Source organism: Streptomyces sp. NPDC002564 (assembly GCF_042889645.1).
Taxonomy (GTDB): Bacteria; Actinomycetota; Actinomycetes; order Streptomycetales; family Streptomycetaceae; genus Streptomyces.
Genome location: NZ_JBIARE010000009.1, coordinates 256,280 through 277,476, shown reverse-complemented (window position 1 = coordinate 277,476; position 21,197 = coordinate 256,280). Strand labels below are relative to the sequence as shown.

19 protein-coding genes and 1 riboswitch are annotated in these 21,197 nt (G+C 73.1%); of the genes, 5 read left to right on the top strand and 14 right to left on the bottom strand.

What is annotated here, in order from left to right:
* Positions 1 to 27 precede the first annotated feature (27 nt).
* From ACFYXE_RS29390 to ACFYXE_RS29355, 8 genes are all read right to left on the bottom strand, one after another.
* Positions 28 to 915 (bottom strand): ROK family protein, encoded by an 888-nt coding sequence (locus ACFYXE_RS29390; RefSeq protein ID WP_389317516.1) that lies wholly within the window; start codon positions 913 to 915, stop codon positions 28 to 30.
* A complete protein-coding gene (locus ACFYXE_RS29385) occupies positions 912 to 2,645 on the bottom strand; it encodes a class I mannose-6-phosphate isomerase (protein ID WP_389317513.1) in 1,734 nt (577 codons plus the stop codon). Before ACFYXE_RS29385 ends, ACFYXE_RS29390 begins: the two co-directional genes overlap by 4 nt.
* A 98-nt stretch (positions 2,646 to 2,743) precedes the next feature.
* On the bottom strand, positions 2,744 to 5,956 hold the full coding sequence (locus ACFYXE_RS29380; protein ID WP_389317510.1) for an alpha-mannosidase: 3,213 nt from the start codon (positions 5,954 to 5,956) through the stop codon (positions 2,744 to 2,746).
* A 33-nt stretch (positions 5,957 to 5,989) separates the two neighbouring features.
* Positions 5,990 to 6,802, bottom strand: a complete 813-nt coding sequence (locus ACFYXE_RS29375) for a carbohydrate ABC transporter permease (protein ID WP_389317507.1) — start codon at positions 6,800 to 6,802, stop codon at positions 5,990 to 5,992.
* Positions 6,803 to 6,818: 16 nt separating this feature from the next.
* The gene (locus tag ACFYXE_RS29370; RefSeq protein ID WP_389317504.1) at positions 6,819 to 7,793 is read right to left on the bottom strand and encodes a carbohydrate ABC transporter permease; all 975 of its coding nucleotides are present in this window, start codon (positions 7,791 to 7,793) and stop codon (positions 6,819 to 6,821) included.
* Positions 7,790 to 8,926: an ABC transporter substrate-binding protein gene (locus ACFYXE_RS29365; RefSeq protein WP_389317501.1), complete on the bottom strand. Its 1,137-nt coding sequence runs from the start codon at positions 8,924 to 8,926 to the stop codon at positions 7,790 to 7,792. The genes ACFYXE_RS29370 and ACFYXE_RS29365 overlap by 4 nt, the downstream gene beginning before the upstream one ends.
* Before the next feature lie 384 nt (positions 8,927 to 9,310).
* Entirely contained in the window at positions 9,311 to 9,781 is a 471-nt protein-coding gene (gene cynS, locus ACFYXE_RS29360; RefSeq protein WP_389317498.1) for a cyanase, read from the bottom strand.
* A gap of 94 nt (positions 9,782 to 9,875) precedes the next feature.
* Positions 9,876 to 10,472, bottom strand: a complete 597-nt coding sequence (locus ACFYXE_RS29355) for a carbonic anhydrase (protein WP_389317495.1) — start codon at positions 10,470 to 10,472, stop codon at positions 9,876 to 9,878.
* 181 nt (positions 10,473 to 10,653) lie between these two features.
* Between ACFYXE_RS29355 and cynR the strand changes: the two genes are divergently transcribed.
* The 4 genes from cynR to ACFYXE_RS29335 all read left to right on the top strand — a co-directional run bounded on the left by cynR (position 10,654) and on the right by ACFYXE_RS29335 (position 14,405).
* Positions 10,654 to 11,574 (top strand): transcriptional regulator CynR, encoded by a 921-nt coding sequence (gene cynR / locus ACFYXE_RS29350; protein WP_389317492.1) that lies wholly within the window; start codon positions 10,654 to 10,656, stop codon positions 11,572 to 11,574.
* A gap of 95 nt (positions 11,575 to 11,669) precedes the next feature.
* Positions 11,670 to 12,185 (top strand): lytic polysaccharide monooxygenase auxiliary activity family 9 protein, encoded by a 516-nt coding sequence (locus ACFYXE_RS29345; RefSeq protein WP_389317489.1) that lies wholly within the window; start codon positions 11,670 to 11,672, stop codon positions 12,183 to 12,185.
* A gap of 317 nt (positions 12,186 to 12,502) precedes the next feature.
* The gene (locus tag ACFYXE_RS29340) at positions 12,503 to 13,384 is read left to right on the top strand and encodes an SGNH/GDSL hydrolase family protein (RefSeq protein ID WP_389317486.1); all 882 of its coding nucleotides are present in this window, start codon (positions 12,503 to 12,505) and stop codon (positions 13,382 to 13,384) included.
* A gap of 193 nt (positions 13,385 to 13,577) precedes the next feature.
* Complete coding sequence (locus ACFYXE_RS29335; protein ID WP_389317628.1) at positions 13,578 to 14,405, top strand: endo alpha-1,4 polygalactosaminidase; 828 nt, start codon at positions 13,578 to 13,580, stop codon at positions 14,403 to 14,405.
* A gap of 24 nt (positions 14,406 to 14,429) precedes the next feature.
* On the opposite strand, the gene ACFYXE_RS29330 is transcribed toward ACFYXE_RS29335, so the two are convergent.
* The 6 genes from ACFYXE_RS29330 to ACFYXE_RS29305 all read right to left on the bottom strand — a co-directional run bounded on the left by ACFYXE_RS29330 (position 14,430) and on the right by ACFYXE_RS29305 (position 19,979).
* Entirely contained in the window at positions 14,430 to 15,335 is a 906-nt protein-coding gene (locus ACFYXE_RS29330; RefSeq protein ID WP_389317479.1) for an energy-coupling factor ABC transporter ATP-binding protein, read from the bottom strand.
* Entirely contained in the window at positions 15,332 to 16,081 is a 750-nt protein-coding gene (gene cbiQ / locus ACFYXE_RS29325) for a cobalt ECF transporter T component CbiQ (RefSeq protein WP_389317476.1), read from the bottom strand. Before cbiQ ends, ACFYXE_RS29330 begins: the two co-directional genes overlap by 4 nt.
* Before the next feature lie 6 nt (positions 16,082 to 16,087).
* Complete coding sequence (locus ACFYXE_RS29320; protein WP_389317473.1) at positions 16,088 to 16,531, bottom strand: energy-coupling factor ABC transporter substrate-binding protein; 444 nt, start codon at positions 16,529 to 16,531, stop codon at positions 16,088 to 16,090.
* The gene (locus ACFYXE_RS29315; protein ID WP_389317470.1) at positions 16,531 to 17,241 is read right to left on the bottom strand and encodes an energy-coupling factor ABC transporter permease; all 711 of its coding nucleotides are present in this window, start codon (positions 17,239 to 17,241) and stop codon (positions 16,531 to 16,533) included. Before ACFYXE_RS29315 ends, ACFYXE_RS29320 begins: the two co-directional genes overlap by 1 nt.
* A 29-nt stretch (positions 17,242 to 17,270) precedes the next feature.
* Positions 17,271 to 17,455, bottom strand: a riboswitch (cobalamin riboswitch).
* Positions 17,456 to 17,606: 151 nt separating this feature from the next.
* Entirely contained in the window at positions 17,607 to 19,175 is a 1,569-nt protein-coding gene (locus ACFYXE_RS29310) for a PTS ascorbate transporter subunit IIC (RefSeq protein ID WP_389317467.1), read from the bottom strand.
* A 27-nt stretch (positions 19,176 to 19,202) separates the two neighbouring features.
* The gene (locus ACFYXE_RS29305; RefSeq protein WP_389317464.1) at positions 19,203 to 19,979 is read right to left on the bottom strand and encodes a PTS sugar transporter subunit IIA; all 777 of its coding nucleotides are present in this window, start codon (positions 19,977 to 19,979) and stop codon (positions 19,203 to 19,205) included.
* Positions 19,980 to 20,176: 197 nt separating this feature from the next.
* On the opposite strand from ACFYXE_RS29305, the gene ACFYXE_RS29300 reads away from it, so the two are divergent.
* Positions 20,177 to 21,175 carry a DUF3048 domain-containing protein gene (locus ACFYXE_RS29300; protein ID WP_389317461.1) on the top strand — a complete coding sequence of 333 codons (999 nt, stop codon included), beginning with the start codon at positions 20,177 to 20,179 and terminating at the stop codon, positions 21,173 to 21,175.
* Positions 21,176 to 21,197 lie beyond the last annotated feature (22 nt).

The following is a 21,197-nucleotide window of genomic DNA, read 5'->3' as shown; positions in this document are numbered from 1 at the left end:
GTCCGGCGCTCTGCCGGGCGCGGCGGCTCAGGGCACGGCGGCCGCGTACGTCGCCGCCCCGACGAGCGCCGCGTCCGCGCCGAGCCCCGCGGGGCGCAGCGTCACGGGAGTATCCCCCAGCCCGGCACGCAGCGCGGGGCGCAGCAGGTCCCAGGAGCCGGCCATGGCGCCGCCGACGACGAGGACGGTCGCGCCGAAGTCGCGCAGGCGCGGCGCGAGCGCGGCGCCGAGCGTCGTGAAGGCCTCGTCGAGGACCTGCCGGGCCCGCCGCTCCCCCGCCCGCGCCCGTTCCGCGACGTCGCTCACGTCCAGGTCCCGGGCCGCGTCCGCGCCGGACGGGTCGGCGTAGTCCGCGAGGTAGCGGCCGAGGATCGCCCGGCGCGACACCGTGTCCTCCAGGGGCCGGCCGGCCGCCTCGACGAGGTCGATGCGGCCCTGGGGCGGGATGCCGGGCCCGTCGTGCCGGGCGTCTCCGGCGACCAGGAAGGCCGACCCGACGCCGGTGCCGAGGGTGATGCCCACGCACCGGTCGTGGCCGCGGGCCGCGCCCGCCCGCCACTCGCCGAGCAGGAAGGCGTGCGCGTCGTTGAGGAACACGGTCTCCGCCGGGCGCGGCCACACCCCGTCGAGCAGCACCGCGCGTACGTCGATGCCGTACAGGTCGTCGAATTTGCCGACGCCTTCGAACCGCGCGACCCCCTTCTCGTACTCGAACGGTCCGGGGACGGCGACGCCCCACACCTGTCCGGCCGGGGCGTCGAGTTCACCGGCGCAGCGCACCAGCGCGCCGAGGACGTGCTCCGCGGTGCCGCGGGCGCGCACGGGCCTGCGCACCCGCCGCAGCACGGTCGCGGCGACGGGGTCGGCGAGGGCGGCGGTCACATGGGTGCCGCCGAGTTCGAGCACGGGTCTCATCTGTCGCCTCCCGGACCGGTTCCCGCGGGCGGCTCCGGGCGGACCAGCGCCTTGACGACCCTGACCGGCGTCTCGCCCACCGCCGCCAGCCGGTACGGCCCGACCGCGGCGGGCACGGTCAGCGTCTCCGCGCGGGACAGCACGTGCCGCTCCCCCGCCTCCGTGTGCACGAGGACGCCCTCGCCCTCCACCACGTTCAGGACGTGGAAGCGGCCCCGGGTGGCGTCGTCGAGGACGGCGCCGGCGTCGAGGGTGTGGCGGCGCACCTCGTAGAACATCTCGTCCAGCGCGCCCAGGAGTTCCTCGCGCCAGCCCTCGCCCGTGCGCAGGGTGCGCGGTTCCTGGACGAGGTCCCGCGCGACGGCGTCGCCCCGGCGCCCGGTCTCCAGGTTGGCGAGGCCGTGTTCGTAGGGCAGCGGGCGGGACCGGCCGTCGGCGTCGGGGCGCAGCCAGTCGTAGAAGCGCAGGGAGTAGAGGTAGGGGGTGGCGCTGATCTCCAGGACGACGTTCCCGGCGCCGCTGGCGTGCGGGGTGCCCGCCGGGATCATGAAGAGGCGGCCCTGTTCGGCGGGGAAGGTCAGGACGTGGTCGGCGGGGTCCATGGGGACGCCGTCGTGCGCGGCCTCCTCGATCTCCTTGCGGAAGAGGTCCAGGTCGGCGTCCTCGCGCAGGCCGAGGAAGACGCGGGACGCCGGGCCGCCGAGCGTCAGGTAGTACGTCTCGTGCTGGGTGTAGGACCAGCCGAACCGCTCCTTCATGTACCGCGCCTTGGGGTGGCAGTGCACGGAGAGGTTGCCGCCGCCGACCGTGTCGAGGTAGTCGAAGCGGATGGGGAACGAGGTGCCGAACCGGGCGGCCACCTCGGGCCCGAGGAGCGCGTCGGGGTGCAGGACGCAGAGCAGCTGGAAGGGGATCTCCACCTGTTGACCGGGGTGCGGGCCGATGAGGACGCCCGCCTCGGGGGCGATGAGTTCGTAGCCGAGGGCGGTGTTGCGGGCCGCGGGGTCGAAGCCGAGCCGCCGTTGGGCCCAATGGCCGCCCCAGGGCGTGGAGTTGAAGTAGGGCCGGGTGCGCAGGGGGCGTCGGGCGAGGCCGGCGAGGGTGGCGCGCAGTCCCGCTCCGTCGAGGTAGGTGGGCCGGTCGTAGTCTTGGACGTCGAGCCAGGCGTCGAGGCGGGCCGCCAGGGCGTCGCGGTGGCGGTCCAGGACGGGCCAGTCGGCGTAGAACAGCCGCCGCAGGTCCGCCCGCTCCCCCGGGAGCCCGAGGTTGTCGCCCGCGCCGGATGCCACGGCGGCCTCGGCGTGGCGCTTGGGCAGATCGGCGTACCAGAGCAGGTCGTGCGGCAGCAGGGCGGCGCCGGGGCCGTGGACGAGCAGCACCTCGGCGGACGTCGGCGGTGCGGGGCGCGGCAGTTCGTCGAAGAGGTCGCGCAGGGAGGCCTCGGCGAGCCTCGCGAAGTAGGGGTCGTCCGCGTCGCCTGCGGCCGTGGTGCGGCGGCGCACCTCGGCGGGCGGGGCGTGGTGGGCGCGCAGGTCGAGGGTGCGCACCGGGGTGCCGCGCGCGGTCAGTTCCCCGGTCAGCCTGGTGGCGAGTCGCGCCCAGTCCACCGTCGGCGGGCCGTCCACGGCGACGGTCACGGGTCCTGGGGGCAGTTGGGCGGCGACGGCCTGCCAGCCGGTGGCGAGGACCGCCCCCGGCGCGGGGGCGTAGCGCGGGTCGAGCCGGTACACACGTTCTCCTTCGCGCGGTCGTACGGGAAGTGCGGTCGTACGGGATGTGCGGTCGGACTGGGACGTGCGGTCGTACGGGGCGTTTCTCCGGGCTGCCGTCAGGGGTGGCCGGAGGCGGTCGCGGGACGGGGCGGGCCGGGGCGGGTGAGGAGCACCGCCGGGGTACCGAGCGTCGGCACCTCCAGCGTCATCTCGCCGTCCGCGCACGGCAGTTGCTCGGCGGGGACGCCGAGGAAGTCGGCGCGGTGGGCGGCGGCGACCGGGAAGTGGGCGCGGATCCGGCAGGTCAGCGGCTGCTCCGCGAACGACTGGAGGCGCAGCAGGACGAGGCCGGGTCGCGGGGTGGTGGCGCCGACCAGCCGGACCCGCGGGTCGCCGATGCCGACGAAGGAGTGTCGGTCCGGCGCGCCGCCCGAGTCCCCCCTGGCTCGGACGGCGCGCATCGGGCGACTCCAGGCGGCGGCCGTCCGCGGGCCGAGCCCGCCGACGTCGCGGGCGCCGGAGCCGCTGGCCAGGCTGTACCGGAAGGTGAACTCGAAGCCTTGCTCGCCGGGGAAGTTGGTGTCCCACAGGTTGTTGTGGATCCACGAGTAGACGGTGGCGGGCTCGTCGTGGTCCATCGTCTTCGGGAACGGCGCGTACGGCAGGGCGATGTTGCCGAACTGCACGAGCGGCGCGTCCTGTGTGGACCAGGCCACCGTCAGGTCGTCGTCGGCCAGGGTGACCCAGCGGCGCACGGCCCGCATGTGCAGTGCCGAGCCGGGCACCACCGGCAGGCCGCCGCCGGTGACGCCGCCCGAGGCCTCCATGCGGACCACCGGGTGGTCGAAGGCGAAGGGGAAGGCGAAGTAGGCGCTCTCCTTTCCCGGGCGGGCGTCCTTGTCCAGGCGGTTCTCGATGTCGAGGCGGGGCACGCCGTGGCGCAGGGTGAGCGTGGTGCGCAGCCGGTTGGCGCCGGCCGGGCGGGTCTCGTACGTGAGGGATTCGGCGGTGACGGTGGAGCGGCGGGCGATGAGTGCGGCGGGCGGTGCGACGGCGCGGGCGCCGAGGTGTTCGAGGCGGTCCGATGCGGTGGTGCGGCTGGAGTTGTGGTTGAAGGCCCCGGCGGTGGTGTAGCTGTCGTGGACGTAGGCGTTGAAGCCGACGATGGCGTCCTCGCGGACGAGTTCGCGGCCGGTCCGCTTGTCGAGGACCGACGCGACGCACGCGCGCGCGAGATCGACGCGGACGGCGAAGTGCTCGTTCTCCAGCAGGGTCGGGTCGGCGCGTGCGTGTGCCGCGGCCGCCGCGTCCGCGGGGTCCTCGCGTTCGGTGCCGCCCGTCGGGTTCCAGCCGGTGGCCGACCTCGCCGTCCCGCCCCCGACGGCCCGCGGGGCGTCGGCGGCCGCGTCGACGACGTCCAGGCGCACCGATCCGGCGGGCGGCACGTCGTCGACGCGGACGAGGAGGAACCGTCCCGCGTCGCGGTGGTCGTCATTGGTCTGCGGCCGCTCCTCGTGCGGCAGGAGCCGTCCGTCGCGGGCGTCGCGCACGGCGACCGGCCGCTCCAGCGGCACGGTGCTCTCCGGCAGGAAGACGGGCACGACGTCGGTGCGCGGCCAGGAGCAGGTGTTGACGACGTGGTACGAGGCCGCGGCGTCCGGTGGCGCGCCGAGCCGCTGCCCGAGGCGGGCGCTCGCGCGGGCGAGCAGCGCGTTGCCGTCGTCGTGGGCACGGAGCGCCTGTCCGTACTTCCAGTGCCACTGCTGCTCGCCGGAGTGGCCGCCCTCGTCGCCGTGGGTCCACGGGTCGCCGGCGCCCCAGGTGTGCTCGTCGAAGAGCGACACCGCTTCGTAGACCCCGGCGGCGTCCCTGCTGTCGTCCTCGGCCCCCGTGGCGCCGAGGAGGGCGGCGAACGTGCCGATGGTCTGGGCGTCGGCGACCACGGACTGGGCGGTCCTGGCCAGGGACAGCGGGCGCGCCCCCGAGCCGACCCCGTCGACCCACCAGTCGGTCCAGTCGCCCTCGAAGGTGCGGATCTCGCCGCCGAGCCTGGCCTCGGCGTCGGTGAAGAAGTCCTCGTTGCGGGAGAGCCGCAGCCGGGGGAAGGCCCAGGTGTCGTTCCAGCGGCGGACGGTGTCGGCGATGATGCGGCGCGGCGGTGCGTTGTCGCCGAACTTGCCCTGGACGCGCAGGTGCAGGATGTCCCAGGGGTAGGGTTCGCGCTTGACCTCCGTCCGGTCCATGGGCCAGCCGAAGATGCCGCCCGGGTAGGGGTAGGGGTGGGTGGCGAGCGAGGTCAGGTAGGCGGGCAGCAGGTCGTCGACGTCGGCGTAGTCGGTGTCGAAGCCGAGCAGCGGGCCCTCCATGTAGGCGAGGCCGTGCGGGGTGTCGGTGACCCACACCAGAACGCTGTTGCCGCTGGGCGCGCGCCAGCGGAAGAGCCGGGGCAGCTTCTCGCCGCCGACGAGGTGGGGCACCGAGCGTCCCGCCCAGTTGTGCGCCACCGACAGGTACTTGACGCCTGCCGCGGCGAGGGCGTCGACGAGTCCGACGACGGCGCCGGGCACGTCGGTCTGCATGGCGGAGGTGAGGTCGACGCCGTGGTGGTCGCGGACGGTGCGGGCCAGGCGCAGGAGTTCATGCAGCTCGTCGGTGGAGCAGGTCTCGGTGTGCAGGTTGAAGGGCAGCGCGGTCAGTTCTATCCGGCCTTCGCGGACCCTGCGGACGAAGGCGTCGACCTGTTCGGCGGGCCGGGCCCGAGCCCACTGCTGGAACGACCACAGCGACTCCACGCACCAGCGGAACCGCGACTCGGCGGGCCAGTCGTCGGTGGCCCGGGTCAGCTCCAGGCAGGAGTCGAGGAACGACAGGTGCTCGGCGAGGACCTGGCCCTGCGGGTCGGTGTAGCCGATGTCGAGGTGGGAGTGGTGGACCAGGTGCAGGGTCCAGTGCCGCTGCGGGGTCAGTGGTACGTCGATGCCGTCCCGTCCGCCGGGCGGCCCGACGGTGACGCGGGTGGCGGTGTCGACGGCGGGCAGCAGCAGCCGTACGGAGCGGCCGGGGCCCGGGATGCGCTCGGCGCGCAGGGCCGCGCCGGACGCGGTGCGGACCGCCAGCGCGCCGGGGACCGGGGCGTCGCCCGCGGGCTCGACGCGCAGGGACTGCAGGAGCGTGCCGTCGTCGGCGTGCCGCAGCAGGGGTTCCTCGGTGAGCCGCAGGGCGGTGCCGTCCGCCAGCGTGCCCTCCGCACTGACCACTCGGGCGCGCAGGCCGGCGCGGATCCGGTCGTTGTCCCAGTCGGTGGTGCGGACCAGAGCCCGTGTCGTCATGCGGATCTCTCCCGGGGAAGGGGGTGTGTCGGGTCAGCGGGCGGATGCGGTGATGCCGCGCAGGAACAGGCCGCGGAACACCAGGAAGAGGACGAGGGTCGGCACCGAGACGATCAGCGCGCCGGCCAGGATGACGGGCGGGCCCGTCGAGGCGTAGGCGTTGCTGAGGGTGCTCAGGGCCGCCATGACGGGCTGGACGTCGGGGCTGCGGCTGAGGGTGAGACCGAGGAGGAGGTCGTTCCAGACGGCCGTGAACTGGAAGAGGAAGGCGGCGCCGAGGCCCGCCTTCATCAGCGGCACGTGGATGCGCCAGAAGATCCGCCGGAAGGAGGCTCCGTCGATGAGGGCCGCTTCCGTCAGCTCGGGTGGCATGGCCGCCAGCTGATTGCGGATCAGGAAGAACGCGAAGGGCACCGCCCAGGCCGTGTAGACGAGCATGAGGCCGAGCCGCGTGTCGTACAGGTCGGCGTCCGCGTACAGGCCGAAGAGCGGGGCGAGGAACATCTGCAGCGGGAACAGGGTCCCGGAGTAGATCAGCCAGAACCAGAGGGCGGGCCTCGGGATCGGCAGGACGACCACGGCGAACGCCGCCATGGCGGCGACCAGGACGGCGGCCAGACCGCACACGACGGCGTACAGGAGCGAGGCCCGGAAGCTGTCGCCGATGCCCGCCACGTCCCACGCGGTCCTGACGTTGTCCACGAGCGCGAAGCCCTGGAAGGTCCAGTCGGGCCTGCCCTCGTACGCGGTCACGGGGGTCAGGGCGTTCACGACCAGCAGGTACAGCGGGACCAGCCAGAGCACCACGCACCCGGCGACGAAGGCGTTGCGCACCGTGCGTCCCATGGGTCCCCTCCCTTCCTCAGCCCGCGGCCGTGCCGGTGTCGGGCATCTGGTGGCGCAGGTACAGCCAGGACGAGGCGACGACGATCACCGAGAGGACGAGGGCGATCGCCGAGCCGTAGCCCACGTGGAACAGCCGGAACGCCTCGCGGTACATGCTCAGCGCGAGGGTTTCCGAGGAGCGGGACGGGCCGCCCTTGGTCAGGATCCAGATCATGTCGAAGGCCTTGAGGCTGTTCACGACGGCCATGCCGACGACCACGACGGTCACGGACCGCAGCTGCGGCAGGGTGATGTGCCGGAACATGCGCCAGCCGCTCGCGCCGTCCAGTTCCGCGGCCTCGACGGTCTCGCGCGGGATGGCGCGGAGCCCGATGGCGAAGAGGACCACGTTCAGTCCGGTGGCCTGCCAGGTGCTCGCGACGATCATCGCGAGGGTGTTCTGCGGCCACTCCAGGAGCCAGGTCTGCGTCCAGCCGTCCAGGCCGATGCCGCGCAGCACCTGGTTGACCGCGCCGTCGGACGTCAGCATGACGTTCCACAGGACGGCGGTGGCGGCGGCCGAGATCGCGTACGGCAGGACGATGATCAGCCGGGCGATGCCGCCGAACCGCATCCGGTGGGTGGCGACCGCGATGAGCAGTCCCGCCAGGACGGGCAGCAGCAGCGTGCCCGCCACCCACATCAGGGTGTTGACGAGCGAGCGGCCGAAGACGGGGTCGTCGGCGAGCCGCGTGTAGTTGTCGAGGCCGGTGAAGCTGCTGGTGAAGCCGTTGTCCTCGAAGAAGCTGCCGTAGATGCTGCGGAAGAACGGATACACCAGGAGCACGCCGACGAAGGCGAAGGCGGGCAGCGTCCAGGGCAGCGCGGCGAGGGGGCCGCCGAGCCTGCCGCCGCCCGGCCGTGCGGCCTGGTGCGGGGTGCGGGTGGGGATCCGGCGCCGGGCGCGTACCGGCTTCGTGGCGCGCCGCGCGGGGGCCGTGGTGCCGGTCATGTCCGCTCCGCCTCCCGCCACACCCGCCATGCCTCGTCGGCGCGGTCCTGCATGGTGCGCAGCGTCGCGCGGTACGAGGAGGGGTTCAGGAGGAATCCGGCGAGGTCGTCGACGGTCGCCTCGACGAGTTCGGGCGGGCCCTGTTCCCAGAAGCGGTTGAGGAGCCACAGCCTGTCGCCGCGCACCTTTGCGGCGAGGCTGCCGATGACCGGGTTGGCGGGCGCCACCTCCGGGTTGGGGCAGCCGTCCTGGAGGGTGTGCGAGAAGGCCTTCATGACGCCGGGGTGCAGCCAGGCCCTGGTGGCCTTCAGCGCCTCGGGGTGGTCGGGTCCCTTGACGGTGGCGACGAGGGCGCTGGACTCGAAGATGACGCTGGGGCGCACCTTCGGGTCGGCCATGGGCAGCACGAACGCGCCGAGGTTCTTGCCCGGTGTGCCGCCCGCCGCCGCGAGGGTGGAGCCGAGCCAGGTGCCGCAGGGCACCATGCCGACCTTGCCGTGCAGCAGGGCGGCGGCCGCGTCGGGGTGGTTCATGTCCATGGGCGTGAACCAGTCGCGGTCGAAGAACGACGCGATGGTGCGCAGCGCGCGTTCGGCCCGCGGGTCGGTGTAGCGCTCCCGGCCGTTCATCAGGTCCCGGTAGAAGCGCGGGTCCTGGCGGCTGAGGATCTCCTGGAACCAGATGAAGGAGGGCCAGCGCCCGTCGGCCGTGCCGTGCAGCGGGGTGACACCGGCCTTCTTCAGGCGCCCGCAGACGGCGAGGAATTCGTCCCAGGTCCTGGGGGCGCGCAGGCGGTGCTCGCGGAAGACCTCGGGGTTGTGGAAGAACACCCAGTACGCGAGGTTCATCGGCAGGCCGTAGACGCGGTGCCGGTAGGTGAACGCGTCGCGCAGGGAGGCGTCGACCCAGCCCTTGGCGGCGGCCGCGTCCCACTGCCGGGTCAGGTCGGTGATGCCGCCGGTACGGGCCAGGTCCTGGAGCCGGTAGCCCGACCAGTACTTGAGCATGTCCGGGGTCCTGCTGGTCCGCAGCGAGGACTTCACGATCTGCTCGAAGGACTCCAGGGACGGGTTGACCTGGGGCACCAGGCGGACCGCGGCCACCGACTTCATGGCCGCGCCGGCGGCCGCCATGGGCTTGCCCCACTCGGCGCTGTCCCCGAGGACGGCGACCTCGCCCGGCGGCCGTCCCTCGGCGCTGCCGCAGGCGGTGGTGAGCCCGCCTGCGGCAGTGGCGAGGAGCAGCGTGCGGCGGGCCAGGGACGGCCGGGGCCGCGGCCGCGGGGCCCGGACCGGCGTGCCTGGTAAGCCCGGTGCGGCGGGCGAAGGGTGACGACTACCTGACATGGATGACTCCCACAGGTGTGCCTCAGCCCGTTGTTAGCGTTAACACGGGCGTCTTGGAGCTTCACCTCGGGCAGACCCGATGTCAATGGGTCGCGAACCGTTCACTTTCCAACTACGAGTGAAACCAGGGGTGTTCACCCGCCCTCCGGTCGCCGCCGGGCGTCGGACGGGTCAGAACGGCTTGGTCGGCAGGTACTTGCCGTCCAGCGTGATCACCGCACGCTCGCCGCCCTCGGGGTCGGCGACCTTCCGGACGTCGAGGCGGAAGTTGATCGCGCTGATGATGCCGTCGCCGAACTGCTCGTGGACCAGGGCCTTCAGGGTGGTGCCGTAGACCTGGAGCATCTCGTAGAAGCGGTAGATGGTGGGGTCGGTGGGGATGCCGCCGGGGATCGATCCGCGGGTCGGGATGGTCTGCAGCAGGGTCGCGGCGTCAGCGTCCAGGCCGAGCAGTTCGGCGACGGCGTGGGCGGCGGGCTCGGGCAGGGCGTGCTGGCCGAGGACCGCGGCGGTCACGAAGGCGACGGACAGGCCGGTGGTGTCGGCGATCTGCTCCCAGGACAGGTTCTTGCGCACCTTGGCCTCGACGGCGACGACGGCGAGGTTCTGCCGGGCGGTGGGGTCGAACTGGGCGTGGATCATGGTGAGTCGTCCTTTCGGGAACGGTTCGAGGTGCAGAGGGAGGCCGCAGGAAGGGCTGGTGGACGTGGGGGGAACGGCACGGGTGGGGCGGAGGTCAGGCCGCCGGGGCGGTGACCTCGGTGAGGTTCTCGACGGCGCCGGTGGCGATGTCGTAGACCCAGCCGTGCAGCGCGAGATCTCCGCGGGCCCGCGCGCGGGCCACCGAGGGGTAGGTGGCCAGGTGGGTGAGCTGGGCGAGGACGTTCTCGCGGACCAGGGCGGCCACCCGGTCCGCGCCGGTCGCGGAGTCGGCGGTGCGGGCCACGGCGGCATCGGCGTGGTGCAGCCAGCCGGCGACGGCCGGGGCGCCGGTCAGGTCGTGGCGCTCGGCGAGGGCGGTCATCGCGCCGCAGGCCGAGTGGCCGCACACGACGACGTCCGTGACCCGCAGGACGGACACCGCGTACTCGACGCTGGCGGCGATCCCGTCGGCGTGCGGCGCGTGGGCCGGCACGAGGTTGCCCGCGGTGCGCACCACGAACAGTTCACCCGGCTCCCGCTGCGTGATCAGCTCGGGCACCACGCGGGCGTCCGAGCAGCCGATGAACAGCGTGTCCGGCGTGTGGCGGTCGGCAAGGTCCGCGAACAGCTCGGCCTTCGCCGGGAAGACGTCCCGCTGGAAGCGTCTCACTCCCGCCGCGAGGTCTCGCATGGCCACTCCCTTCGATGGGGGCTTCGACAGAGGTCCGGCCCGGAAAGGGCCGTCAGGTCCGCGGCCCGGAGCCGCGGAGTCCGCCCCGGTGGGGCGACGAGATCCACCCTGCCCGAGCTGGACCTATAGCGTCCAAGACGTAGTAGCCATGCCTTCCATCGATGCCATCTATAGTTGGAACATGGCCCCTGAACTGCGTCATCTGCGCTACCTGCTCGCCGTGGCCGAGCACGGCAACTTCACGCGCGCGGCCGAGGAGCTGCACATCTCCCAGCCGACGCTCTCCCAGCAGATCCGGCAGCTGGAGCGCGCGATCGGCACCCCCCTCCTCGACCGCGGCGGCCGGGCCGTGCGCCTCACGGACGCCGGCGCCGCCTACCTCCCCCTCGCGCGACGGGCCCTGCAGGACCTGGCCGCCGCCGAGCGCGCCGTGCACGACGTGACCGACCTGTCCCGCGGCACCCTGCGCCTGGCCGTGACGCCCACCTTCACCGCGTACCTCGTCGGGCCGCTCACCGCCCTGCTCCACGAGCGCCACCCGGGGATCGCCCTGCACCTGCGGGAGCTGCCGCAGGACCGCATCGAACCGGCCCTCCTGACCGACGAGCTCGACCTCGGCATCGCCTTCCACGGCGCCCACCTGCCGGGCCTGTCCGCCACCGACCTGTTCACCGAGCACCTGAACCTCGTCGTGGGCGACCTCCACCCCCGGGCCGCGCGCGCCACCCCCCTCCCCCTCGGCGAGCTCGCCACGACCCGACTCGCCCTGCTCAGCGGCGACTTCGCCACCCGCGTGCACATCGACGCCCATTTCACCCGGCACGCCGTGCGGCCGGACGTCGCCGTGGAGGCCACCTCGATCAACGCGCTCACCGAGATCGTCCGGCACACCCCGCTGGCCACGGTCCTGCCCGACGCCCTCACCCGTGAACGCCCCGGACTGCACGCCATCCCCCTCGACCCCGCCCTGCCGACCCGCACGGTCACCCTGCTGACCCGCGAAAACGGCTATCGCAGCGCCGCCGCGCGGGCCTTCACCGAGCTGATCCACGAGTGGACCCGGACGCAACTTCCGCCCCACGAACATCAATTGAAGGGTTGACGGAGTTCCGACAATCAGTAAGGTCTAGGCCAATGAGTCGACCGAGGCGCCCGGTCGTCTCTTCCCCCTCACCCCCCACCCCAGAGGGAGCACAGATGCGTTCGAAGCGGAAACTGGCCGCGATCGTCGGAGCGGGCTTCGCGCCCGTACTCGTCCTGACCTCGGTCTCACCGGCCGGCGCCCACGGCTACGTCAACGCACCCCCGAGCCGCCAGGCGCAGTGTGCGGCCGGCACCGTGGCCTGCGGCGACATCACCCATGAGCCGCAGAGCGTCGAGGGCCCCAAGGGCCAGACGACGTGCAGCGGCGGAAACTCGCGGTTCGCCGAGCTCGACGACGACAGCAAGAACTGGCAGGTGACCGACGTCGGCTCCTCCCAGGACTTCAGCTGGAAGCTGACGGCACGTCACAGCACCAGCACCTGGCAGTACTTCGTCGGCGGCAACAAGATCGCCGAGGTCGACGACGGCGGCGCCCAGCCGGGCGAGACCGTCACGCACAAGGTCGACTTCGGCGGGCTCACGGGCAAGCAGAAGGTCCTCGCGGTGTGGAACATCGCGGACACGGCCAACGCGTTCTACGCCTGCATCGACGTCAACATCAAGGGCTGACGCCGGGCATCGAGCACCGGCACCCGCCCGGCTCCACCCTTCCGCGGAACCGAAGGCGGTCCCCCCACACACGCCGCCTCGCCCGTCCCGCCGGACCGTCCTCGGTCCGGCGGGACGGGCGTTTCGGGGTGCGGCCCCGCCCTGAACGGCACCTCGGCGCCGCCCCTCGCCCCCGCTTGTCACCCGCCTGCCAAGACGACTCCCCCGGATGCCTCCGGATGCGCATCTCCGCACGTAGTGAGGCGTTAAAGCGTGAACTACCTTGCACGAGCCCCACCCCGCACCCCCCACATCCCCCCGCACGGAGGAGAACCCTCATGCGCATGCCCGCACAGCATCGCACCGTCGCGGCGCTCGCCGCCGTCACCGGAATCGCGGCCCTCGGTCTCGGCGCGGGACCGGCCGCCGCCGACGCCGAGGCGCCCACCCGCTACGTCGCCCTCGGCGACAGCTACAGCGCCGGATCGGGTGTCCTCCCCCTCGATCCGACGGCGCCCCTGCCGTGTGCCCGCACGCTCCTGAACTACCCGCACCTGCTGGCCGCGAAGACCGGCGCCAAGCTCACCGACGTCACCTGCGGCGGCGCCCAGACCAAGGACTTCACGCAGTCCCAGTACCCGGGTGTCGCCCCGCAGTTCGACGCGCTCAAGAGCGACACGGAGCTGGTGACGCTCACCATCGGCGGCAACGACAACAGCACGTTCATCAACGCGATCCTCTCCTGCGGCAGCGCCGGGATCCTCACGGGCGGCAAGGGCAGCCCCTGCAAGGACCGCTACGGCTCCACCTTCAAGGACCAGGTCGAGACCAAGACGTACCCGGCGATCAGGGCGTCGCTCAACGAGATCAGGGCCAGGTCGCCGAAGGCCCGCGTCGCGATCCTCGGCTACCCGTGGATCACCCCCGCGAAGGCGGTGCCCGGCTGCTTCGCCAAGCTGCCCATCGCGGAGGGCGACGTGCCCTACCTGCGCGACCTGCAAGCCCATCTGAACGGCGCCGCGCAGCGGGCCGCCGCCGAGACCGGGACGACCTTCGTCGACCTGGCCGCCGCCTCCGACGCGCACGACGCCTGCCGGCCGGCGAGCGAGCGCTGGATCGAACCGGTCCTGTTCGGCACCAACTTCGTCCCCGTCCACCCCAACGCCGCCGGTGAGGCCGGCATGGCCAAGGAGACCGCCAAGGTCCTGAACCTGTCCTGAGCCGCGTCCCGCCGCGCGGTCCGGCGGCGGGCCCTGAGATCCTTGTCGGGTGACCGGGACCAAGTGGCGTACCAGCAAGAACCGCTCCGTGCGGACCGACGAGACACCTTCCGCACGGAGCGGCAGGACTTCCCCGCGGCGGCCGACCGGCCCCGCACGGCGCGCGGCGGCCGGGCGGTCCGCACGGGCCGCCCTGGGCGGCACCCTGCTCCTCGCCCTCGTCGCCGGCTGTTCCGGCGACGGCGGCGACGGCGACACCGGGTCCGGCACCTCCACGGCGCGCCCCGCCCGCGGCGAGGTCCGGCAGCCGCCCGTCGACGCGGCCTTCGACTACCAGCTGGGCGGCCCCTACCGGCCCCCGTCGAAGGTCCGCGCCGTCTCGCGCGACCGCTCCGCCGACCCGGTGCCGGGCCTCTACAACATCTGTTACGTCAACGCCTTCCAGGCCCAGCCGGGCAAGGAGGCGACCCGCTGGTGGGAGCGCGAGCACGACGACCTGATCCTGCGGGACGACGACGGCGAGACCGTCGTCGACGAGGACTGGGACGAGCCGCTGCTCGACATCTCCACCGCGAAGAAGCGCGCGGCCCTCGCGGAGATCGTCGGCGGGTGGATCGACGGCTGCGCGAAGGCGGGGTACGACGCGGTGGAGCCCGACAACCTCGACTCCTACGAACGCTCCGACGACCTGCTGACCGCCGACGACGCCGCCGACTTCGCCCGGCTCCTCGCCCGGCGCGCGCACCACCGGGGCCTGGCCATCGCCCAGAAGAACACCACCGACCTGCTGGACCGGCGGAGGGACATCGGCTTCGACTTCGCCGTGGCCGAGGAGTGCGCGCAGTACAAGGAGTGCCAGGACTACGCGTCCGCGTACCGCGGCAAGGTCTTCGACATCGAGTACGTGGCGAAGGACTTCGACGCCGCCTGCCGCACGTACGGCAAGAAGCTCTCGATCACGCTCCGCGACCGTGACGTGCGGCCCGAGGGCGAGGAAGGCCACGTGTACCGGCACTGCTGAGCGCGCGGTGCGCCGCTGCCGGGATCAGCTCTCACCCGCGGCGCCCGGCGCGCCCGTGTGCGTTCCGGCCGCCAGAGCCGCCAACTCCTCGGCGGTGCGCGGGTCCTCGCCGGTGGCCAGGCCGTGGGTGCGCAGCAGCTCACCGACGGCGATGCCCCAGGGCAGGTGCAGCCCGGCCTGCGCCAGCAGGTCGCGCCGGGCCAGCATCCGCTCCACCGGCCCGGTGCGCACCCCGGAGGGCGTGAGCAGCGCCGCGTCGTCGGCCCAGCGCAGGGCGAGATCCACGTCGTGGGTGGCCATCACCACGGTGGTCCCGGCGTCCCGCAGCCGCTGCAGGGTGGCGAGCAGCCGCTCCTGCCCGTCGGGGTCGAGCCCGGCGGTCGGTTCGTCGAGGATCAGCACGCGCGGACGCATGGCCACGGCACCGGCGATGGCGGTCCGCTTCCGCTGCCCGTAGGAGAGCAGGTGGGTGGGGCGGTCCGCGAGCGCGACGATGTCCAGGGCCGCGAGTGCCTCCGCGACCCGGGCCCTGACCTCGGGGTCCGGCAGGCCGAGGTTGAGCGGTCCGAACGACACGTCCTGCTCGACCGAGGCCGCGAAGAGCTGGTCGTCCGGGTCCTGCACGACCAGCTGCACGGTCGTCCGCAGCCGGGTCAGGCCCCTGCGGTCGTACGTGACGGGAGCGCCGTCCAGGGTCAGGGAGCCCCCGGCCGGGCGCAGTCCGCCGCTGAGGAGCCGCATGAGGGTCGTCTTGCCGCTGCCGTTGCGGCCGAGCAGCGCGAGCGCCCGCCCCTCGACGACGTCGAAGTCCAGGCCGCTGAGCACGGTGGGCCCGTCCTCGTAGGCGTAGGACGCGGCGCGCAGGGCGACCACGGGCCCGCCCGGCCCGTCGGGAGCGCCCGGCTCGCGCAGAGCTGTCGGCTCGCTCATGGCAGGAACCTTTCCAGGACGAGGGTGAGGGCCACCAGGCCCACGAGGAGCGCCGCGGCCGCGGTCACGAAGGGCCGCGAGACCCGGGCCTCGGGCACCAGGACCCGCAGGGTGCCGTCGTAGCCGCGGCCCGCGAGCCCGGCCTGCAGCCGGCCGGCCCGGTCGAAGGCGCGCACGAACGCGGTGGCGCCGAGACCGGCCAGGGAGCGCCAGGTGGCCGCGCGGGTGGTGTGGCCGAGCCGGGCGGCCTGCGCCTGCCGGATGCGGCCCATGGAGTCCAGGAGCAGGAAGCTCATCCGGTACGTCACGAGCGCCACGTCCACGACCGGCGCGGGGACACCCGCCTTCACCAGCCGGGGCAGCAGGTCCGACATCGGTGTGGTGAAGGCGAAGAGGAGCACCCCGAGCGAGGCGGCGGAGGTCCGCAGGAGCAGGCCTCCCGCGCGGGCCGGGCCGCCTTCGGCGAAGGCCACGAACCCGTCGGGGCCGCCGAGTTGGACGAGCAGGGTCAGTGCTCCCGTCACGCAGAAACCGAGCGGCACGCGGTAGGCGCGCCACAGTTTGCGGGGCGGTACGCCCGCCGGGCCGAGCAGCACGGTGACGGCGGTGACCAGCACGAGGGCGGCGCCCGGCCAGGGCGGCAGCGAGATGGCGAGGACGGTGAGTCCGAGCCCGAGCACCGCCTTGTCGACCGGGTGCCGGCGGCGCCAGCGACTGCTGTGCGCCGCCGCGTCGATGGGCAGCACGCCGGATCAGACCTGCCCGGTGCCGGACCCGGCGCCGCCGGCATCGGCCGACCGCCGGGCACCGACGGGCTGGTGCGCGCCGTCGCCGTCCGGCTCGGCGGCCTGGTCGCCGAGCGCCTCCCCGGGGGGCGCCTCTTCGGTGCGGGCGGCCTGCTCGGCGCCCTGACGGCGGCCCTTGCGCAGGCCGAAGTAGTACGCGAGGACGCCCGCTCCGATGGCCGCCTGGAGGGCGAAGAGCGCGGACTCGATCTCGCCGGACGGGGGTTCGTACAGCGGCGAGAACCACGGCTCGTAGTCCGGCTTGATCTCGGTGATGGCCGTCTCGGCCTGCGCGTCGGCGCCGGCGAACGGCTCCTTCTCGTCGTCCCCGAGGCCGAGCGCGAGGGGCAGCACCGCGAGAGCGGCGACGATCACGACGAGCAGGATGTTGATCTTTGCGTTCTTGTTCATCAGGCGCTGGCCCCCGTCTCGGTCCTGGTGGTGGCGTCCGCCTGCTTGCGCTGCAGCAGCACGCCGAGCCGGGTGAGCTCGCCCTTGCTGGACTGCACGAGCAGCCGCATCACGAGGACGGTGAGCAGTCCCTCGCTGACCGCCAGCGGGATCTGCGTGACGGCGAAGATGCCGCCGAACTTGCCCAGCGCGCCGAGGAAGCCGCTGCTGGGGTCGGGGAAGGCCAGGGCCAGCTGGACGCTGGTGACGCAGTACGTGGACAGGTCGGCGACGAACGCGCCGAAGAACACGGCGACCATGAGCGGCACGTCGTACCGCTTGAGGAGCCGGTAGACCGCGTATCCGGCCCAGGGTCCGACGATCGCCATCGAGAACACGTTGGCGCCCAGCGTGGTGAGCCCGCCGTGGGCGAGCAGCAGCGCCTGGAAGAGCAGGGTGATGGTGCCGAGCACCGTCATGATGGGCGGCCGGAACAGGATCGCACCGAGCCCGGTTCCGGTCGGGTGGGAGCAACTGCCCGTCACGGACGGGATCTTCAGTGCGGAAAGGACAAAGGTGAAGGCTCCGGAGGCACCCAGGAGCAGGGTGCTCTCCGGGTGTTCCTTGACCTCACGGGTCAGGGAGCGGACTCCGTGGACGACGAACGGCGCGGACGCGACGCCCCAGGCGATCGCGTGCGCGGGTGGGAGGAAACCCTCGGCTATGTGCATGGCTCAGCAGACCCTCTCCAGCACCTCGTGGATGGACAACGTGCCTTGGCCGGTCTCCTGGCTGACGGGTCTTACCGACCGGACTCCGCCTTCCCGGGTACGCGAGTACCCAGTGGCTGCCGCGAGGGCTGGAGCCGGACTTCCCGATCACAGTGGCGAGGGCCGCACCGGCATCACACCGGATTTCCCGTGCACCAAGGCGTGGTGACATTAGTGCTCAACTGATCTGCTGACAACTTGCGGCCGCTGCGCCGTGATGTCACACGCGAGCGCGTGTACCACCGCGTGCGCCCCTGTTCAGAGCGGGTGCGCGCCGGTTCGGAGCAGGTGCGCGCGTGGTCGGAGCAGGTCCGCGCGGTCCGTGGTCAGGCGCCGTCGTCCGGCGGCGGGGGCGGCTTCGGGGCGCCGCGCGGGGGTGCGATCTTCGCGTACGCGACGGGGGAACCGGCGGGAGCGGCGGCCGGGGTGAGCGCCCGGTCGGCGGGGAGCAGCGCGTCGCGGCGGGCGCCGGGGTCCCAGCCGGTCTCCACGACCCGCTTCTGCACGACGATCGCGCCGAGCAGGACGGCCGCGCCGATCAGCAGCATCAGGACGATCCCGCCGGTTTCGCCCGCCTTCGCCGCATAGCCGATGAGGGTGCCGAACCAGCCGAAGTCGGCGTCGCCGAAGGTGGTGTTCTCGTCCCCGAAGGCGCCGAGGACCTTCAGGAGCAGGGCGGGCAGGAAGGTGATGAGGACGCCGTTGAGGAAGGCGCCGAGTGCGGCGCCGCGGCGGCCACCGGTCGCGTTGCCGTAGACCCCGGCCGCGCCGCCGGTGAAGAAGTGCGGGACCAGGCCGGGCAGCACGAGCGCGAGCCCGAGGGCCGGGTGGAAGACCCAGGCCAGCAGCCCGAGGCTGACGAGACCCCCGATGAAGCTGGCGATGAAGCCGATCAGGACGGCGTTCTGTGCATAGGGGAAGACGATGGGCGCGTCCAGGGAGGGCAGGGCTCCGGGCACGAGCTTCTGCGCGATGCCCTGGAAGGCGGGCACGAGTTCGCCGAGGATCGTGCGGACGCCGAAGAGGATCACGGCGACGGCGATGCCGAACTGCAGGCCCTGCATGACGGACTGCATGACGTAGTCGCCGACGCCGGTCGCGCCCGCCGCGCCGTTCTCGCCGAAGGCCTTGAAGGCCGCCGCCTTGCCCACCTTGCCGAGGAAGACCAGCGACATGATCAGGTAGATGAGCACCATGGACAGGGCGGTGGCGACCATCGAGTCGCGCAGGAAGCGCAGGCCCTCGGGGAGGTTCATCTCCTCGGTGCTGCGGCTGCGCTTGCCCACCAGCTGTCCGGTCGCGCCCGCCGCGATGTACCCGGCCGTGCCGAAGTGGCCGATCGCGACGCTGTCGTTGCCGGTGACACGCTTGGTCCAGGGGTGCGCGAAGGCGGGCATGGCGACCAGCAGGATGCCGAGCAGTACGCCGCCGACGACGACCACGACCCATGACGCCTGGCCCGCGATGGCCAGCACCATCGTCAACAGGGTCGCCATGAACAGCATGTGATGCCCGGTCAGGAAGACATAGCGCAGCGGGGTGAAGCGGGCCAGGAGCAGGCTGACGGCGAAGCCGAGGATCATCAGCCAGGCGACGCGGGCGCCGTACTGCTCCTGCGCGATGCCGACGATCGCCTCGTTGGTGGGGATCACTCCGTGCGCCCCGGTGGCGCCCTGGATCATCTCGCCGAGCGGGGCGAGGGCGCCGACGACGAGCGTCGCGCCGGCCCCGATGAGCAGGAAGCCGAGCGTCGCCTTGATGGCGCCGCCGACGATCTGCCCGGCGGTCTTCTTGAGCGCGATCAGACCCGCGGCCGTGATGAGGCCGATGAGGTACGCGGGTTGGCTGAGGATCTCGTTGACGAGGAACTCGGCGATCGACACGAGCCAGTCCATGGTGGTTCCCTCCTGGGCGCGGGGCCGTCAGACGTCGTAGGTGTCCCTGAGCACGCGGTCGGCCTCCGCCGCGCTGGTGAAGTCCTCGACGACCTTCACCGGGACGCCCACGTCACCGAGGGTCCTGGCGATCTCCCGCGAGGTGAGGATGGCGACGGCCTCGTCGGCCTTGCCCTTGGCCGAGATGGTGTCCGTCGCCTCCACGGTGACGTACCGGCCCCATCCCCAGCGGTCCAGGACGCCCTCGACGGTCTGCTTGAGGAACAGGCTCGTGCCGACGCCGTTGCCGCAGACCGTCAGGATCTTGTGCAGGTCCCCGCCGCGCGCGGCCCGTCCGCGCGGCCGGGCGGGCGCGGGGCCATCGCCGAGGAGGGCGTGCACCTGGGCGGGCGTCGTCGCCTCGCGCAGCGCACGGGCCGTGCCGGGGTCGGCGAGCAGCCGGGCCAGGGCGCCCATCGCCGCGGTGTGCTCGGAGGCGTCCTTCGCGGCGAGGCCGACCACCAGCTCGACGGGGTCGTTGGTGTCGTGCCCGAACGCGACCGGGGCCGCGAGGCGCACCCAGGACATGCCGGTGCGCAGGACGGCGGGCGAGGGGCGGGCGTGGGCGAAGGCGAGCCCCGGCGCGATGACGATGTAGGGCCCGTTCTCCTGGACGTTCTCGATCATCTCCGCGGTGTACGTGTCGGTGGCGGCACCGGTGGCGACCATCAGGTCGCCGGCGCGCCGGACGGCCTCGCGCCAGTTCGCCGCCGGGGCGTCGAGGAGCACGGCTTCCACGGGGAGGATCTCGGTCAGCGCTGCCATGCCCATGATTGTCTCCGACGTGCGGGGCCCGGCACGTCGGCGCCGCCGTTCGGGGCGCAGCCACGCGGGGTGCCCCCGGAAAGAGTGACGTGACCAGGGTGGATGGCCCCAGCGGCGGTTGGCGGTACGGCCCCGGGAGGTAGATGTGCGCCTGCCGGTGTGCAACGACCGGTTCCGTCACGAATGGAGACGCCTAGATGGCAGCAACGACAGTCCGGGCCACCCGCCGCACCCGCCTCGGCGCGAAAGTGCTCGCGCTGGTCGCCACGGCGACGCTCACCGTGGGTGCCCCCTCCTGGGCGAGCGCACCGGCCCCGGCACCGGCCAGGGAGGACGCTCCCGCGCCGCGCACCTCGCCGTTCACCGGTCTCACGGCCGATCAGGGGCCGGTCCTCGCCGTGAAGTTCGACAACGCCCGGGGAGCCCGGCCGCACACCGGCCTCGACCAGGCCGACATCGTCTACGTGGAGAAGGTCGAGGGCGGCATGAGCCGCCTGATGGGCGTGTACTCCAGCAAGTACCCGCGCGCGGTCGGACCGGTGCGCAGCGCCCGCGAGTCCGACGTGGAGCTCCTGCGCCAGTTCGGCCGCCCCGCGCTCGCCTACTCCGGCGTGCGCAGCGCGCTGCAGAAGACGCTCAGGGACTCGCCGCTGTACGCCCGCCCGCACGGCCGGGTTCCCGGCGCCTACTTCCGTGAGGGCGGCCGCGCCGCGCCGCACAACCTGTTCCTGCGTCCGAAGGCGCTGCTGCGGTCGGCGCCGAAGGCGGACCGGCCGAACGACATCGGCTTCCGGTTCGGCGCGGCCCCGCAGGGCGGCACCCGCGCCGACGTGCGGACCGTCAGATACGCCTCGGCGAGCCACTCCTTCCGCTGGTCGCCGCGGGAGGGCCGCTGGCTGGCGTCCTTCGACGGCGCTCCCGCGCGCAGCACGGCGGGGGCGCAGCTCGGTGCCCGCACCATCGTGATCCAGCACGTGACCATGCGCCCGTCGCGCTTCAAGGACGTCAACGGCGCGGTCACCCCGTACATCGAGACGGTCGGCAGCGGCAAGGCCACCGTGCTGCGGGACGGCAAGGCCTACGCGACGCGCTGGAAGCGGTCCGCGGCGACCGGTGGCACCACCTTCACCCGGCCGAACGGCGAGCCGATGCCGTTCGCGCCGGGCCAGGTCTGGATGGTCTTCGCGGACCGCTGACCCGGGCGCCCGACGGCCCGCG

Excerpts from the sequence above, each read along its gene's own strand:
- ACFYXE_RS29310 (WP_389317467.1), bottom strand. The coding sequence starts at position 19,175 with ATGGACTGGCTCGTGTCGATCGCCGAGTTCCTCGTCAACGAGATCCTC.
- ACFYXE_RS29375 (WP_389317507.1), bottom strand. The coding sequence starts at position 6,802 with ATGGGACGCACGGTGCGCAACGCCTTCGTCGCCGGGTGCGTGGTGCTC.
- cynR (WP_389317492.1), top strand. The coding sequence starts at position 10,654 with ATGGCCCCTGAACTGCGTCATCTGCGCTACCTGCTCGCCGTGGCCGAG.
- ACFYXE_RS29340 (WP_389317486.1), top strand. The coding sequence starts at position 12,503 with ATGCGCATGCCCGCACAGCATCGCACCGTCGCGGCGCTCGCCGCCGTC.
- ACFYXE_RS29315 (WP_389317470.1), bottom strand. The coding sequence starts at position 17,241 with ATGCACATAGCCGAGGGTTTCCTCCCACCCGCGCACGCGATCGCCTGG.
- ACFYXE_RS29355 (WP_389317495.1), bottom strand. The coding sequence starts at position 10,472 with ATGCGAGACCTCGCGGCGGGAGTGAGACGCTTCCAGCGGGACGTCTTC.
- ACFYXE_RS29390 (WP_389317516.1), bottom strand. The coding sequence starts at position 915 with ATGAGACCCGTGCTCGAACTCGGCGGCACCCATGTGACCGCCGCCCTC.
- ACFYXE_RS29305 (WP_389317464.1), bottom strand. The coding sequence starts at position 19,979 with ATGGCAGCGCTGACCGAGATCCTCCCCGTGGAAGCCGTGCTCCTCGAC.
- ACFYXE_RS29370 (WP_389317504.1), bottom strand. The coding sequence starts at position 7,793 with ATGACCGGCACCACGGCCCCCGCGCGGCGCGCCACGAAGCCGGTACGC.
- ACFYXE_RS29330 (WP_389317479.1), bottom strand. The coding sequence starts at position 15,335 with ATGAGCGAGCCGACAGCTCTGCGCGAGCCGGGCGCTCCCGACGGGCCG.
- cynS (WP_389317498.1), bottom strand. The coding sequence starts at position 9,781 with ATGATCCACGCCCAGTTCGACCCCACCGCCCGGCAGAACCTCGCCGTC.
- ACFYXE_RS29380 (WP_389317510.1), bottom strand. The coding sequence starts at position 5,956 with ATGACGACACGGGCTCTGGTCCGCACCACCGACTGGGACAACGACCGG.
- ACFYXE_RS29320 (WP_389317473.1), bottom strand. The coding sequence starts at position 16,531 with ATGAACAAGAACGCAAAGATCAACATCCTGCTCGTCGTGATCGTCGCC.
- ACFYXE_RS29365 (WP_389317501.1), bottom strand. The coding sequence starts at position 8,926 with ATGGCGGCCGCCGGCGCGGCCATGAAGTCGGTGGCCGCGGTCCGCCTG.
- ACFYXE_RS29300 (WP_389317461.1), top strand. The coding sequence starts at position 20,177 with ATGGCAGCAACGACAGTCCGGGCCACCCGCCGCACCCGCCTCGGCGCG.
- ACFYXE_RS29345 (WP_389317489.1), top strand. The coding sequence starts at position 11,670 with ATGCGTTCGAAGCGGAAACTGGCCGCGATCGTCGGAGCGGGCTTCGCG.